At 63.1% G+C, this 16,371-nt stretch carries 8 protein-coding genes; 5 read left to right on the top strand and 3 right to left on the bottom strand.

From position 1 onward, the window contains the following. Positions 1-13: 13 nt before the first annotated feature. The gene (locus Q7V46_RS09910; protein WP_304913356.1) at positions 14-3,520 is read right to left on the bottom strand and encodes a DUF2126 domain-containing protein; all 3,507 of its coding nucleotides are present in this window, start codon (positions 3,518-3,520) and stop codon (positions 14-16) included. 158 nt (positions 3,521-3,678) lie between these two features. Between Q7V46_RS09910 and Q7V46_RS09905 the strand changes: the two genes are divergently transcribed. The 5 genes from Q7V46_RS09905 (at position 3,679) to Q7V46_RS09885 (ending at position 10,828) form a co-directional block, all read left to right on the top strand. Then, the gene (locus Q7V46_RS09905; RefSeq protein ID WP_370690320.1) at positions 3,679-6,162 is read left to right on the top strand and encodes a DNA internalization-related competence protein ComEC/Rec2; all 2,484 of its coding nucleotides are present in this window, start codon (positions 3,679-3,681) and stop codon (positions 6,160-6,162) included. A gap of 98 nt (positions 6,163-6,260) precedes the next feature. Further along, entirely contained in the window at positions 6,261-7,697 is a 1,437-nt protein-coding gene (locus tag Q7V46_RS09900) for a circularly permuted type 2 ATP-grasp protein (RefSeq protein WP_304913355.1), read from the top strand. A 159-nt stretch (positions 7,698-7,856) separates the two neighbouring features. Beyond that, the gene (locus Q7V46_RS09895; protein ID WP_304913354.1) at positions 7,857-8,819 is read left to right on the top strand and encodes an alpha-E domain-containing protein; all 963 of its coding nucleotides are present in this window, start codon (positions 7,857-7,859) and stop codon (positions 8,817-8,819) included. A gap of 130 nt (positions 8,820-8,949) precedes the next feature. After that, positions 8,950-9,861, top strand: coding sequence for a dienelactone hydrolase family protein (locus tag Q7V46_RS09890; RefSeq protein ID WP_304913353.1), 912 nt, complete (start codon positions 8,950-8,952; stop codon positions 9,859-9,861). Positions 9,862-10,012: 151 nt separating this feature from the next. Further along, entirely contained in the window at positions 10,013-10,828 is an 816-nt protein-coding gene (locus tag Q7V46_RS09885) for a ZIP family metal transporter (RefSeq protein ID WP_304913352.1), read from the top strand. Between the two features lie 363 nt (positions 10,829-11,191). Here the strand turns inward: Q7V46_RS09885 and Q7V46_RS09880 are convergent, their stop codons facing one another. Together Q7V46_RS09880 and Q7V46_RS09875 are read right to left on the bottom strand one after the other, a co-directional pair. Further along, positions 11,192-13,750, bottom strand: a complete 2,559-nt coding sequence (locus Q7V46_RS09880; RefSeq protein ID WP_304913351.1) for a PAS domain-containing sensor histidine kinase — start codon at positions 13,748-13,750, stop codon at positions 11,192-11,194. Positions 13,751-13,764: 14 nt separating this feature from the next. Next, the gene (locus Q7V46_RS09875; RefSeq protein WP_304913350.1) at positions 13,765-16,356 is read right to left on the bottom strand and encodes a PAS domain S-box protein; all 2,592 of its coding nucleotides are present in this window, start codon (positions 16,354-16,356) and stop codon (positions 13,765-13,767) included. Positions 16,357-16,371: the final 15 nt, after the last annotated feature.

Raw genomic sequence — 16,371 nt, 5'->3', positions numbered from 1 at the left:
GCGCGAGGGGTGTTCAATAGCGCAAATCCAGCGTGAAAGGAAACTCTCTGCTGTGAACGGCTGGCGTCACCGTCATGCGGCCCGAGGTGTGGCCCATCTGGAAGAACCGCGACAGACGCCGGCTCTCGGCTTCGTAGGCGTTGATCGGGAAGGTGTCGTAGTTGCGCCCACCCGGGTGGGCCACGTGGTACTGACATCCGCCCATCGAACGTTGCATCCAGTTGTCGACAATGTCGAACGTCAATGGCGCATGCGATGGAATGGAAGGGTGCAGGGCCGACGGCGGGCTCCATGCCTTGTAGCGCACGCTGGCCACGTACTCACCGACCGTACCCGTGCTCTGCAGGGGCAGGGCGCGGCCGTTGCAGGTGATGACATAGCGGTTGTCGTTGTAGCCGCTGACCCGCACCTCGATGCGTTCCAGCGACGAGTCCACATAGCGCACCGTGCCGCCTGGCGCCCCTTCTTCACCCATCACATGCCAGGGCTCCAGCGCGTTGCGCAGCGTGAGTTCGATGCCGCGTGCAGCCACTTGACCGACCAGCGGGAAGCGGAATTCAAAGTGTGGCTCGAACCAGGCCATGTCCATGGCGTAGCCGAAGTCGGACAGGTCTGCCAGCACGTCCTCGAAGTCCATGCGGATGAAAGTGGGCAGCAGGAAACGGTCGTGCAGCTCGGTACCCCAGCGGGTGAGCTTGCCTTGCCACGGCTGTTGCCAGAAGCGCGACACCAGCGCGCGCAGCAGCAACTGCTGGGCGATGCTCATGCGGGCGTGCGGTGGCATCTCGAAGGCGCGCAGCTCCAGCAGTCCCAGGCGACCGGTGGGGCCGTCGGGCGAATACAGCTTGTCGATGCAGAACTCGCTGCGGTGGGTGTTGCCGGTGGCGTCGATCAGGATGTTGCGCAGCGTGCGGTCCACCAGCCACGGTGGCATGTCCTGTCCGTAAGTCTGACGGTTTTTTTCGATTTCTTTCAGCGCGATTTCCAGCTCGTACAACTGGTCGTTGCGCGCTTCGTCCACCCTCGGCGCCTGGCTGGTGGGCCCGATGAACAAGCCGCTGAAGAGGTAGGACAGCGAAGGGTGGTTGTGCCAGTAGGCGATCAGGCTGCCCAGCAATTCGGGCCGGCGAAGGAAGGGCGAATCGGCCGGCGTGGCGCCACCCATCACGAAGTGGTTGCCGCCACCGGTCCCGGTGTGGCGGCCATCGGTCATGAATTTTTCCGCGCAAAGACGTGTTTCATGCGCCGCCTCGTAGAGGAATTCGGTGTGATCGACCAGTTCGCTCCAGTTGTGCGCCGGGTGGATGTTGACCTCGATCACGCCCGGGTCGGGGGTGATCTGCAGCACCTTCAGGCGCGGATCGCGCGGAGGCGGATAGCCTTCCAGCACGATGGCCATGCCCAGTTTTTCTGCCGTGGCTTCCACCGCAGACAGCAGATCCAGATAGTCCTCCAGGTGGGCCATGGGTGGCATGAACACATAGACGTGCTGGTACTTGCCGCCCATGTCTTTTTCCACCTTGGGCCCGTTCGAGCGGTGAGGGTCGCGCGCTTCCACCACCAGTGCGGTGCGGGTGAGCCAGGCAGCCGATTCGCTGCGCTGCGGATAGCGGGCCGACAGGGCCTGGGCAGGCGCGGAGCCAGGACCGGGCTGCCCCGGGCGCAGACCTTCGACCACAGGTCCCTGGGCGTCAAAATCCACGCCTTGCATGGACACCGTGCCGCCTTCGGCGAAGCCGCCGCCCACTTGATGCGGCGACACCTGGTGACGGGTGGTGGCACCGCGCGGCAGGGGGTCACGCGCAGTGTGCGGGTCCTGCTCGATGTGGTACGGGTAGTCGGCGGCGGACACCCAGGGCAAGGAGTCCAGCGGCAGGCGGTAACCCATGGGCGAATCACCCGGCACCAGGTACATGCGCTCATCGCGGAAGAACCAGGGACCGGTGGACCACACGGTGCCAGAGACCCGCTGGTAGGCGCTCTTGCCGTTGCTGGTCAGCGCGCCGCCGTGGACGGCCGCCTGCAAGGGCAACACGTAGCCCACGGTGGCCTCCAACCCCTGCGAGAAGACGCGGCGCAGGCGTGCCCGCTCCAGTTCGTCGTCGAGCTTGGCATCGAACGGGTCCACGTTGACCGGCAGACGACGCTCGCGCCACAAGTAGTACCAGGTATCCTCATAGCCCGGGGTGATGTACTGGGTCGACAGACCGAGTTTGCGGGCCAACGCTTGCGTGAAGCGGTGCGCATCTTCACTCGTGTGGTGGGCATCGTCGCGTTCGTCGGCCAGCAGGGCCGGGTTGTGCCAGCAAGGATCACCATCGGCACGCCAGAACACGGACAGCGCCCAGCGCGGCAATTGCTCACCGGGGTACCACTTGCCCTGGCCCATGTGCACGAAGCCGCCCTGGCCGTAGCGTTCGCGCATGCGGCTCAGCAGTTCGGTGGCGTAACCCCGTTTGGTGGGGCCCAGGGCGTCTGTGTTCCATTCGGGCGCGTCGCGGTCTGCAGTGGCCACGTAGGTGGGCTCGCCACCCATGGTCAGGCGCACGTCGTGGGCTTCCAGATCGGCGTCGACCTTCTCGCCCAGCGCCAGAACGCCCGCCCATTGTTCGTCGGTGTAGGGCATGGTCACCCGCGGCGATTCGTACACCCGCGTCACGCCCATGTGGTGGCTGAATTCCACCTCGCACTTGTCCATCGCACCTTCCACGGGAGCGGCGCTGGAAGGCTGCGGCGTGCAGGCCAGTGGCACGTGCCCTTCGCCAGCGAGCAGACCGGAGGTTGGGTCCAGACCAATCCAGCCTGCGCCAGGCAGGAAAACTTCGCACCAGGCGTGCAGATCGGTGAAATCCTTTTCCGGGCCGCTGGGCCCGTCGATCGACTTCACATCGGGTGCAAGCTGGATCAGGTAGCCCGATACAAAGCGCGCTGCCAGACCCATGTGGCGCAGGATCTGCACCATCAGCCAGCCGGTGTCCCGGCAGGAGCCACTGCCCAGCTTGAGCGTTTCTTCTGGCGTCTGCACGCCAGGCTCCATGCGGATGGTGTACGCGATGTCGCGTTGCAGCATCTGATTGACATCAACGAGGAAGTCAATGGTGCGGCGCTCGCTGCGGTCGATCTTCTTCAGGTAGGCATCCAGCAGCCCGGTGGATGGCGCGGTGACCAGATAGGGCGCGAGTTCTTGCCTCTGTGCGGCGTCGTAGTCGAAGGGGTAGTTTTCTGCGCGCGGCTCCAGGAAGAAGTCAAACGGGTTGTGCACCGCCATTTCCACCACCAGGTCGATCGTGACCTTGAATTCGGTGGTGGGCTCAGGGAACACCAGCCGCGCCTGGTAGTTGGCGAAGGGGTCTTGCTGCCAGTTGATGAAATGCCCACCCGGCTCGATCTTCTGCGAATACGAGAGCACCTTGGTGCGGCTATGCGGGGCGGGGCGCAGGCGAACCACCTGTGGGCCGAGCTTGACGAGGCGGTCGTACCGATAATGCGTGATGTGGCTCAGGGCAACATGAATGGCCATGCAGGTGCTTTCAACAGGGAGGAAAACAATGGGTCCGAAACAGGGTCCGCAGGCAACCGGTTTGCCGTGCGGCTGGCATCCATGCTAGCAAGTCTTGCGCCAAACGGCGATGACAATCGCTCTGGTTGCGCACCGGGCAGGGAATTCGGGCCTTGATCGTGGGTCGGCACGGGTTGGCCCTGATGCTGGGGACCGTGGTGGGTCTGGCGCTGCAGTTGCAGCAGCCAGGGCTGTGGTCCGCGAACCGCTACGTGGCCATGCTCGTCTTCGGTGGTCTGCTGGCGTGCGCTGGTGTGTACGGGTTGCGGCGTGCTGGTGACGCCGCGCCAACGGGCGTCCTGTTGGCCAGGCTCATGGTCGTCGCTTTTCTGCTGGCAGGAATGCTCGCGGGTGCTGGCTCCAGTGGCTGGCGCGCGGCGCATTTCGCGAGCCGGTCGCTGGCCCTCGAACTTCAAGGTGTGGACATCGAGGTGACCGGGCGCATTGCCTCGCTGCCCCAGCGGACTGCACAAGGCGAGCGCTTTCTGCTGGTCGTGGCGTCGGCCCGGTACCGAGGCCAACCGGTGGACGTACCGCAGCGGCTCCAGCTGGGCTGGTATGGCGGCGGGGATGGGGCTGCCAGCTGGGCGCGAGGGGCGGGCAGCCCGGGCCTGCGAACCGGAGAAGAGTGGCGTCTCACGGTTCGGCTGCGAAGCCCGCATGGCAATGCCAACCCCCACGGTTTTGATCTGGAACGCTGGCTCTGGACACAGCGCATCGGTGCCACCGGCTATGTGCGAAATGGTCCACGCGACCCGGTGCCAGAAAAGATCGCCACCGCCGGTGGCTACCCTTTGCAGGCCGCAAGGCAGCAGGTGCGCGACGCCATCCAGGCCCGGGTGGTTGACCCACGTGCGGCGGGCGTGCTTGCCGCCTTGCTGGTGGGCGATCAGTCTGCCGTGGAGCGCGGCGACTGGGCCCTGTTCCGCACCACCGGGGTGGCGCATCTGATGGTGATTTCTGGCCTTCATGTGACGCTCTTTGCCTGGATGGCCATGGCGCTGGTGGCAGGGATCTGGCCACGCCTGGGTGGCCGATGGCCCGTGCTGTTGCTCTCGGTTCCCACGCCAGTGGCCAGCGCCTGGGGAGGCTTGTTGCTGGCGACGGGCTATGCGCTGTTTTCTGGCTGGGGTCTGCCCGCTCAACGTGCGGTCGTCATGCTGGGTGTGGTGATGGTGCTGCGCCTGGGCGCGCGGCGCTGGCCGTGGCCGCTGGTCTGGGGATGCGCCATGGTGGCGGTGTTGCTGTTCGATCCCATGGCCTGGCTGCAGCCGGGTTTCTGGCTCAGTTTTTTTGCGGTGGGGGTGCTGTTTGCGTCTGGCCGGCGCTTGCCGGGTGTGCCAGCGCAAGGCGAGGACGAGGTGCCGTCGGTGGCGCGAGGTCGCGTGTATCGCCTTTTGCTTTCTTTCTGGGGCATGGCGCGCACCCAGGCTGTGGTGACCGTGGCGCTGGCGCCGCTCAGCCTTTTGATGTTTGGCCAGTTCTCTGTGGCCAGCCTGGCGGCCAACCTGGTGGCCATTCCCCTGGTGACGCAACTGGTCATGCCGCTGGTTTTGCTGGGGACGGTGTTCGCGCCCTTTTGGGAGGCGGCAGCATGGCTGGTGCAAGCCTTGTCAGTTTGGCTGGAATGGCTGGCGCAATGGCCCTGGGCGGCGGTGCACCGCCCGGCGGCTCCGCTGTGGCTGGCGCTGGCGGGCGTGTTCGGTGGGCTCTTGCTGGTGCTGCGCCTGCCATGGGCGGTGCGCAGTGCTGGCTTGTTGCTGTTGTGGCCGGTTCTGCTGTGGTCGCCGCCTCGCCCATCGATGGGCGCGTTCGAGTTGGTCGCCGTGGATGTGGGGCAGGGCGGTGCGGTGCTGATTCGCACCGCGAACCACAGCCTGCTATACGACACCGGCCCGCGTTATTCGCCTGACAGCAATGCCGGCGACCGCATCGTGGTTCCCCTGCTTCGCGCGCAGGGCGAACGCCTGGACAGCGTGGTGGTGAGCCATATCGACAGCGATCACTCCGGCGGAGATGGGCCTGTGAAGGCGGCCCACCCCGAGGCGCGGTGGTTGTCTTCTTACGACCCGGATCCCGATCGGCGATGCATGGCCGGTCAGCACTGGGAATGGGACGGTGTGCGTTTCGATGTGCTGCACCCGCACCCCCATCACTTCGATGAAACCGGCAAGGGGCGACTGTCGACCAATGACATGTCATGCGTGTTGCTGGTGTCTGCCGGGGGGCAGAGCGCCTGGCTGGGTGGCGACATCACTGATCGGCAGGAGGTGCGCTTGGCGCTGGATCGCCCCGATCTGCGCGCCACCGTGATGGTCGCACCGCATCACGGCAGCCGATCCTCGTCCAGCCCCGTGTTGCTGAACACCTTGCGTCCACAATGGGTGATCGTGCAGGCGGGCTATCGCAACCGATTCAACCATCCCGCGCCCGTGGTGCTGGACCGCTACCGCCAGCGCGGCATTCCCTGGGTCACGTCGGCCAGTTGTGGTGCCGCCACCTGGCGAAGCTGGCAACCCGACACCATGCAGTGTCACCGGCAAGCAGTAAAGCGCTTCTGGCATCACCCAGGAGAGACCGAGCAGGAGTCGCGGCCCGATTGATTTCGCGTCGTTTCGGTGCCATTGGCAGGTTGTAGGCCGGTAAATTGACCGCTGCTGGCCCAGTCCTTGCTATGCTGTGGGCAGGAGAAAAAACGCCCATGAGCAGACCGATGTTTGACGAAATGAATGCCTCGCCCAGCGAGGTCCGGGCCCACTACCAAAGCTACGCGCGCTGGCTGGCACAGCAGCCACCCGAGGTGATGGCGGCCCGGCGGGAAGAGGCTGAAATGATTTTCCGGCGCGTTGGCATCACCTTTGCGGTGTATGGCGCCAAGGACGAAGACGGCTCTGGCACCGAACGCCTCATCCCTTTTGATCTCATTCCCCGCGTGATTCCGGCCGACGAATGGCGGAGCATGGAAGAGGGTCTGGTGCAACGGGTCACCGCGTTGAACCGCTTCATTCACGACGTGTACCACGATCAGGCCATCATCAAGGCGGGCATCGTTCCATCAGACCAGATCTTCAAAAACGCACAATTTCGCCCGGAGATGATGGGTGTGGACGTGCCTCACAACATCTATTCGCATATTTCGGGTGTCGACATCGTGCGCGCCCCCAATGCCGACGGAGTGGGCGAGTATTACGTGCTCGAAGACAACCTGCGCGTGCCCAGCGGCGTGAGTTACATGCTGGAAGACCGCAAGATGATGATGCGGCTGTTTCCTGAATTGTTTGGCGAAAACCGCGTGGCACCGGTGGAACATTACCCCGATCTGCTGTTGGAGACGCTGCGCGCGGTGAGCCCTTCCACCACCGCCGAGCCCACGGTGGTGGTGCTCACGCCCGGCATGTACAACAGCGCCTACTTCGAGCACGCCTTCCTGGCGCAGCAGATGGGCATCGAACTGGTGGAAGGGCAAGATTTGTTCGTCAAGGACAACTTTGTCTACATGCGCACCACGCGTGGGCCCAAGCGGGTGGATGTGATTTACCGCCGGGTGGACGACGATTTCCTCGATCCGCTGGTGTTCCGGCCGACCTCCACGCTGGGCTGCGCCGGCCTGCTGGGCGTGTACCGCAGCGGCAATGTGGCCATCTGCAATGCGGTGGGCACCGGCGTGGCGGATGACAAGTCCATCTACCCCTACGTGCCCAAGATGATCGAGTTCTACCTGGGCCAGAAACCGATCCTGAGCAACGTTCCCACCTTCATGGGGCGCGACCCGGAGGACCTCAAATACATGCTGGCCAACATGAAGGACCTCGTGGTCAAGGAAGTGCACGGCGCAGGTGGTTACGGGATGCTGGTGGGACCTGCTTCCACGAAGGCCGAGATCGAGGACTTCCGAAAGGCGGTGATCGCCAAGCCCGATGGCTACATCGCCCAGCCCACACTGAGCCTCTCCACTTGCCCCACCTACGTGGAAAGCGGCGTGGCCCCGCGCCACATCGACCTGCGTCCGTTTGTGCTGTCAGGCAAGGAGGTGCAAATGGTGCCCGGCGGCCTGACGCGCGTGGCGCTCAAGGATGGTTCTCTGGTCGTCAACTCGTCGCAAGGTGGTGGCACGAAAGACACGTGGGTTCTGGAGTAGCCCCCCGCGCGCAGGATATGGAGTGCACCCCCACGCCGCTTCGCGTCACCCCCTCAAGGGGGCGGCACTGGCAGCCCGGCAAAGCCGGTTCTGCAGTGCCCCTGGAATGGATACCTTCATGCGCTGCTTTTTGTGGCGTTGTTTGCTGGAGTCAATGAGATGCTGTCACGTACCGCCGACCACCTGTTCTGGATGTCCCGCTACACCGAGCGCGCGGAAAACACCGCTCGCATGCTGGATGTGAACTACCAGACTTCCATGCTGCCGCAGTCTGCCGAAGTGGCTCAGGTGGGTTGGGAGGGCTTGCTCACCATCAGTGAACTCTTGCCGACCTACACCGCCAAATACGGCCAGGCCATCACGCCACGTAGCGTGCTTGACTTCATGGTGCGCGATGAGGGAAATCCTTCCAGTATCGTGTCCTGCCTTCGAGCCGCACGCGAGAACGCACGTGCGGTGCGCGGCGCGCTCACCACCGAGTTCTGGGAAACCCAGAACCAGACCTGGCTGGAGCTCACCCGGATGCTCAAGAGCAAGGACTTTGAGCGCGACCCGGCCCAGTTCTTCGAATGGGTCAAGTTCCGCTCGCATCTGTCACGTGGCGTGGCCATTGGCACCATGCTGCAGGACGAAGCCTTTCACTTCTACCGCATGGGGACGTTCCTGGAGCGGGCCGACAACACCGCGCGCCTGCTCGATGTGAAGTTCCACGCAGTGCACAGCGATTTTTTTGGTGCGGCGAGCGAGCTGGATCAGGAATACGACTTCTATCACTGGAGCGCCATCCTGCGCTCGGTCTCCGGCTTTGAGGTCTACCGCAAGGTCTACCGGGACGTCATCACCCCCGAGCGCGTGGCCGAACTGCTCATCCTGCGCGCCGACATGCCGCGCAGCCTGGCCGCGAGCTTGAATGAAGTGGTGAACAACCTCAGCGTGGTCGCCAACGACCACTCGGGTGAAACCCTGCGTCGTGCGGGCAAACTCAAGGCCGACCTGCAATACGCCCGCATCGATGAAATCCTGTCTACCGGCCTGCACGCGTTTCTAACCCAGTTCCTGGATCGGGTGAACGAACTCGGCGGGCGCATCAGCCAGGATTTCCTGGTTCCGACGGTGCATTGAAGCGCCCTGCTCGGATGGGCAGTGCGGTTCATCGGGGTCTTCAGGCTCAGGGCCCGATGCCGTCACGGCAGAACTTTGTCCATGGGTGAGAATCCGAAGAGGCCGTTCATTCAAACCAGGAGACAAGCACATGCCCACAGGCAAACTCACACCCGACCTGACCCGCGACGCCGAAGCGCTTCTGCCCGGCCAATCCACCGCCGAAGGCGCTACGCGGCGAACCGCATTGAAGGTGGCCTTGGGCGTCGGCTATGCCGCATCCGTGATGCCGGTGATGGCGCAGACAGCCATCAAGACACCTTCTGACGGCTTGACAGTGGGCGAGGTGATGATCGATGTGAATGGCTTTTCGATGCCGGCCTACCGCGCCGCACCTGCAGGCAGGACCGGTCTGCCTGTGGTGCTGGTGCTGTCCGAGATCTTTGGCGTGCACGAATACATCGCCGATACCGCCCGCCGTTTCGCGAGGGAGGGCTATCTGGCCATTGCGCCCGAACTGTTTGTGCGCCAGGGCGACGCGCAGAGCTACGGCGAGATGGCCAAGTTGATCGCTGAAGTGATTTCCAAGGTGCCCGATGCCCAGGTGCTGGCCGATCTGGACGCCACGGTGAAGTGGGCAGGTGCCAACGGTGGTGACGTGAGCAAGCTCGGCGTCACCGGCTTTTGCTGGGGTGGGCGGCAAACCTGGCTGTACGCCGCCCACAATCCGGCGGTGAAGGCGGGCGTGGCCTGGTATGGCCGGCTGGTTGGGGAAAGCTCCGAACTCAACCCCAAGCACCCGGTGGATGTGGCTACCGGCCTGAATGGCCCGGTGCTTGGCCTTTATGGCGCTGCCGATACGGGTATTCCGCTTGACACAGTTGATAAGATGAAAAAAGCGTTGGCTGGCGGTAACGCGGCCGCCAAGGCGTCGACATTCGTGGTCTATCCGGACGCACCACACGCCTTTCACGCCGACTACCGACCCAGTTTCCGCAAGGAGCCGGCTGAAGATGGCTGGAAGCGTGCCGTGGCATGGTTCAAACAACACGGTGTGGGATGATGCGTCCCGATCGGTGATCGGACAGATTCAACAGGGTCGCCAAAGGCGGCCCTTTTTTGTGGCTGAATAGTCGCGGTGTGCAAGTGGTGCCAGGATCCTGGACTTCGGGGGTCTGGTGGGAAGCGGATGTGTGTGAACTGAGTAGAAAAACATGACTTTGCTCGCGATCTTGATCGGAACCATTGCTGCGGGTGTTGGCAGCGTGTGGCTTGCCGCTTTGCTGGGTTTTTCCGTGCTCGCCAGGTACACCCAGCACATGCTCAGTCTGGCCGCTGGCGCGCTCATGGCCACCGCCTTCATGCACCTGTTGCCCGAAGCCTTTGAGAGCGAAGCCGGTGCTCACGAGCTTTTCGCTCTCTTGCTGGCCGGACTGGTTTTCTTTTTCCTGCTGGACAAAGCCGAACTCTGGCACCACGGGCATGAGCACCACCAGGGGCCGGAACAGGATCATGACCATGCCGAGGCAGGCTCGGATCATGGTCACCACCACAACCATCACCACCACAGCAGGGGCGAAGGTGGTTCCGGAGGGTGGGCCGTGCTCGCTGGCGACAGCGTGCACGCGTTCGGGGACGGCATCCTGATTGCTTCTGCATTCATGGCCGACATGCGCCTGGGGGTGGTTGCGGCGCTGGCTGTTCTGGCGCACGAAGTGCCTCACCACATTGGCGATCTTGTGGTACTGAGGCGGGCCACTGGCACGGCACGGGCCGCGCTGATGAAAGTATCCATGGCAGGCACGGTCACCGCCGTGGGTGGGTTGGTGGGCTATTTCCTTCTGAATCGGCTGGATGACTACTTGCCGTACTTTCTGGTCGCTGCTTCGAGCAGTTTTGTGTATGTGGCGCTGGCCGATCTGATTCCTCAACTGCAGAAGCGCCTGAGCCTGCGTGAAACGGCGGCCCAGGTGGCGTGGTTGCTTGCCGGCATCGGCATGGTCACGCTGGTCAGCGGACTGGCTCATTAGGAAGCCACCCGCGTCGCTTCGCGCCACCCCCCAGGGGGCGATACCAGTGGCCCGGCAAGCCGGTTCCACGGTGTCTCTGGAAGGGGTCCTTTCTCGCCGGAGGAGACATTGGTCCCAGGGCACGGCGGTACCGGCTTTTCCGGGCCGCCAGTGCCGCCCCCTTGAGGGGATGGCGCCTAGGAGCCTGCGCGGCAGAAGGCATTGAAGCGAAACGCGTGGGAAAAGAGCCCAGTTTGGCGTCGCTTTTGAGGACTGTGGCCGTAGCCACAGCCGGAAAGACGGGGGCGAAGTGGGACTTTTCTCCACGCGTTGCAGCCGATGTCGTTCTGCCGCGCAGGCTCCTAGCGCCGCAGGGTGGGCCATTCAGCCTGTGGTTCCGCTACCAAAACTGAACACGAAGGTGGCGCCACCGCCAGGCTCACCCCGTCCCACGATCTCGCCACCATGCCTTTCGATGATGCGACGCACAGTGGCCAGACCCACGCCCGAGCCCTCGAACTCGCTCGCGGCATGCAGCCGGTTGAAGGGCTTGAACAGGCGGTCGGATCGCGACATGTCAAAGCCGGCGCCGTTGTCGCGGATATAGAACCGGGCTGTGCCCCCGGCATCCATTCCCATTTCAATCCGTGCTGGAGCCTGATGGCGGCTGTATTTCCAGGCATTACCCAACAGGTTTTCCAGCACGATGTGCGCCATGTGCGCATCGCAGTTGGCCATGAGACCGGGTTCGATAGACACCTCCACCGGCCTTGCCGCATCGGTGTGGAACAGGTGGCGCGTCACATCCTCTGCCAGGTCCGATAGGTTCACCTCCATGCGCTGGAGCCGCCCCTGGCTCACACGGGCCAGCGCCAGCAGGTCGACGATCAGACTGTTCATGCGTGCAATGGCGCCTTGCACCCGCGCAATCAGGTTTTCGTCCTCCTGGGTGAGACGGCCTGCCATCTGTTCGCGCAGCATGTGGGTGAAGCCGTCCATGGAGCGCAGCGGCGACTTCAGATCGTGCGACACGGAGTAGGAGAAGCTCTCCAGTTCGCGGTTCAGGTATTCCAGTTGCTGGGTGCGTGCCGCCACCCGCTGTTCCAGTGTGGACTGCAGGCGGCGAATCTCCCTGTCCCTTCGCAAGCGCACCAGTTCGGCATTGCAGCGACTGGCAAAAATGGTGAGCAGGGCGCGCACGTCCGGTGTCGGGTCGCGCCGCTCGCGCCAGACGACCGCCATCAGGCCGATGGCCGTTCCGTCCGGGTCGCGCAGCGCCACACCGGCCAAGGTCTGCAGCGCATCCAGCTCGACGGCCGGCACATTCAGCACCATCTGGCTGGCCCTCGCATCGATTGTGACCAGTTCCTCTTGCGCCAGGATGCCGACCAGCGCGGTGTGGGCCAGCGCGAGGCTCCGGTTGGGCTGGAGGTCGCCGTCCTGAAGCAGGGCGAGCGTGTCCAGCGCACCATCAGGACCGAGCTCGCCGATCAGCACGCCTTCTGCACCGATGCCCTGAGCCAGGTGCTCAGCCAGCGAGAGAAAGAAGGCCTCGCCCGTCTTGGAGGAAACGCCACGCGCGACATTCATCAGCATGGCTTCCCTGCGCTGCTGTTCCGTCACATTGATGCTGTAGATCAGTTCACAGGTTTCGCCATCCAGGTCGATGCGCCGCGACCAGATCTTCACGTGGACGGGCTCCCCCCACCTGTTGTACAGCCGCGTCGCGTGGCCAAGAACCTCTCCGTGCTCGACCAGCTTTCGGGTATAGGCTTGATGCTCTTCCTCTGTGACCCAGACTTTGAGATCTCGGGAGTTCTGTCCCAGCAGTTCTTCTGCACGGTAGCCCAGTACCTGCTCATTGGCCTCATTGGCCTCCAGATAAAGACCGTCGCGCGTTCGGCGGATCAGGGTTCCCAATGGACTGAAGCTGAATGCGGTGGAAAAGCGCTCCTTGGCTGCTTCCAGCGCCGCACGGGATGCCACTTCCGCAGTGACGTCGAGCACCATCACGATGAGCAGTCGCTCAAAGCCTTCCGCCAGCAGCTCGGCAGACACCTGCACTTCAATGAAGCTGCCGTCCTTTCGCAATCCCCGTGCCCGCATGGCGCGGACCTCCCCGTGCTGTTTGAGCGCATTGCGGAACGTCCGGTGTTCACTGGCGTCTGCCCATAGCGGCGGTGGAATTTGCCCTTGCACCTCATCGCGCCGGTAGCCTGTGAGCGCCAGAAAGGCATCGTTGGCATCGATCACGACCCGCGCTTCGACCGACTGCACCATGCAGGCCGCCGGGTTGTTGCGAAACAGCGTCTTGAAGCGATTCTCACTGGCGTGCAGGCCTTCCTGGGCGACCTGAGCCTTGAGCAGACTCTGCGCCTGGCTGTGATAGGCCTCGATCAGGCGGTGTCTGCCGTAGAACATGCTGACAAGAACCGCCGCAATGACGCCGGCCTGGATGACCCAGACCACCCAGGTGACAGGCTGCAACTGGCTGCCGAGCACTCCTTGCTGCTCCATCCAGTTGAAGGCACCCAGGACCGCGATGCAATACACCCCCACGGCCGCCAGGCTTGACTTGGGCAGGAAGGTGCCTGCCATGATCACAGCAGCCATCATGGCGAGCACGGCTGCACTGCGCACGGTGCCTTCGTGGTACAGCGCCAGTGTGGAGGTGGCCAGCAGACCGCAGATCAGCCAGTGCGCCACCAGTCGTGTGCGCCCCAGCTGAAAAGGCACCCAAAGGGCCAGGACAAAGATGCATGCCGTGGCAACGACGCCCGCCAGGGGTGTGAAGCCGCTGCGGTGCACCAGAGCCAGAAGAATGACGGGCATGAAGCAGCACACGGTGAACAACAGCGAGCGCACGACCTGGCGCTGTTGCTGTTCGATGGCGTCGGGCAAGTTGCTGCTCAACGGATCGTCGTCGATGGGAGGGTGGTCCATGGAATCGTGCTGTGTCAGGGCTGCTTGGGCGCTGTGTTCTTCGTCATCTGTTCTGGCCAGACAGCTTCAAGGTGAAACGCGAAGGTGGCGCCCGCACCTGGTTCACCGTGGCCACTGATACTGCCACCGTGGCGCTCAATGATCCGGCGCACGGTGGCCAGGCCGATACCCGTACCCTCAAATTCACTGTGCATGTGCAGGCGCTGAAACGGCCTGAACAGTTGGCCGGCGAGAGCCATGTCGAAGCCGACGCCGTTGTCACGCACAAAGAAGCCGGCTGGCAAGTCTGCTGCAGTCGCCAGCTGTCCGAACTCGATCAGCGGTGAGGCTTGATCGCGGGTGTACTTCAAGGCATTTCCGAGCAAATTCTCCAGAGCTATGCGTGTGAGGCGAGCGTCACAACGGGCGCTCAGACCTGGCGCGATCCGCAACTCCACCTTGCGCATCGGATCCTTGACCGCTTCCTCTTCGAGGATGTCGCGCACCATGTGGCTGAGGTCCACGGTCTCGATTTCCAGGCGTCCCTGGCTCACCCGCGCAAGTGCCAACATGTCGGCGATCAGGTTGCTCATGCGGTGGGTCGAAGCAAGGATCCGGTCGAACAAGACCTGGTCATCCTCTTTGAGGCGCCCGGCGAGCTGTTCGCTCAGCAGTTGGGTGAAGCCATCAATCGAGCGCAACGGTGTCTTCAGATCGTGAGACACCGAATAAGCGAAGGAATCGAGTTCACTGTTGAGTCGTTGCAGGTCGGCGGTACGTTCCCGCACCCGAAGCTCCAACGTTTCATTGAGGTGGCGGATCTGCCGGTCGCGCTTCAGGCGCAGCAGTTCGGCGTTGGCCCGGCTGGAAAAGATGGACATCAGGGCCTGCATCTCAGGTGTCAGTGTGATCGGGCGTTTCCACATCGCGCTGAGCACCCCAATCGATGCGCCCTGGTCATCACGCATCGACTGGCCGACGTAGGCCTGGAATCCTGCGTCAATCAACTGTTTGTCCTTGGGGAAGCGAGCCGCCAGCTGCTCCGCATGCACACAGAGGCCCGACTCGTGCAAGGTCTGACCACATGGGAGGTCCTGAGTGGCGAAATTGAAATCTCGACTGTGCCCACCTTCCCGCCAGACCGAAAGGGTCTTGATCCTTTGCTCCGCCCGCAACTCCCCAATGACCACCATGTCAGCGTCCAGCGACAGCGCCATGTGTCGGGTGAGGGCTGGAAAAAAGTCCTCTCCGGTCTTGCCTGTGACTCCGCGTGCCACGTCGAGCAGCAAGGCTTCCCGGCGTTTTTCTGCGCTGACGTCGACGGTGCAGGTAAGAATGCACGGCTCACCGTCGATCTCGATCAATTCCGCCCAGAGGCGCGCGTCAATCAGTCGGCCATCCTTGTGGCGCATACGGGTGTCGTAGTTGTGAATGCGTCCTTCGCTTCGCAGCTTGGAGACAAAGGCCTCCCGATCGGTAGGCGTGAGCCATACGCCCATTTCCAATGTGGTTCTGCCTTTGAGCTCCTGGGGCTCCCGCCCCTGGACGCGATCGGAAGCTTCATTGACTTCCAGGAAGGAACCATCAGACAGGCGTGTGATGGTCATGTTCAGTGGGCTGAAATTGAATGCTTTGGCAAACCGTACTTCAGATCGACGTAGCTTCTCCATTGCCAGCACTTGTTCGCTGATATCGCTGACCGTGGTGATGATGAGCTTGTCTTCCCGGTCGTTACCCATCTCGCTGGAAATGTGGGCCTCGAAGGTGCTTCCGTCTGCGCGCAACGCCGTGCACTGAAACAGTTGAACCTGCCGCGCCTCGAACAAACGAGCGGTATAGGCCACACGCTGCCCGGGATCGGCCCACAGCAAGTTGTCCAGCTTGCCCAGCACCGCTTCACGCGCGTGCCCGTAGCAGCGCTCAAAGGCGGGGTTCACATCCAGAATGGCACCGGTTCGTGCCGACTGCGCAATCATTGGGCTCGGGCTGCTGCGGAAGATGCGCGCAAAGCGTTCCTGGTTGCGGTCGAGTTTTTTCTCGATGAGTTTTCGGCGCTCCAGTTCGCCAGTCAGCTCGGCCGATGTCTTTTCGTTCTGCAGGCGGCTGTGGAAGACCATGGCCGCCACCACGATCAGGGTGATGGCCTGCGTCCACCAACTCTTGAGACCCACCTGAAAGGTGACGGGGCGAAGCAGCCCATTGGCTTCTGCCGCCATCAGCCCGCCCAATGAAATCACGCTGAACGCCACCGCGGCGATGAGTGCCCTGCGGCCCATGAAGATGCCGGCGCCGGCCACCGCGGCCACAAACAGAAAACTGGAACTGGAGCGCACCGATCCAAATGCCAGTACACCCACCACCGCCACGCCGAGCACCGCGAACACCATGACGTGAGCGATGTACTGGCGGTGGCCCCGCCAGAAGAGCAAACAGCATGTCCAGCCGACCAGTGCCATCAGGAGCGTGGCCACGGTTTCCAACTGGTTGGAAGTGGTGAGGTACACCAGTGGAGCCAGCGTGGATGCGCCCACGCCGATCAGGAGCGAGATCCAGCCCACCGACTTGCTTCGCTGGCGCTCGGCTTGCGCTTCTGAGGCGGGTGGGGATTCTGTCTCGTATGGTTTCACGGGGTCGGTGTTCGT

This window comes from Hydrogenophaga sp., assembly GCF_030651625.1.
GTDB lineage: Bacteria > Pseudomonadota > Gammaproteobacteria > Burkholderiales > Burkholderiaceae_C > Hydrogenophaga.
This window is presented reverse-complemented; position numbering and strand designations above follow the sequence as displayed.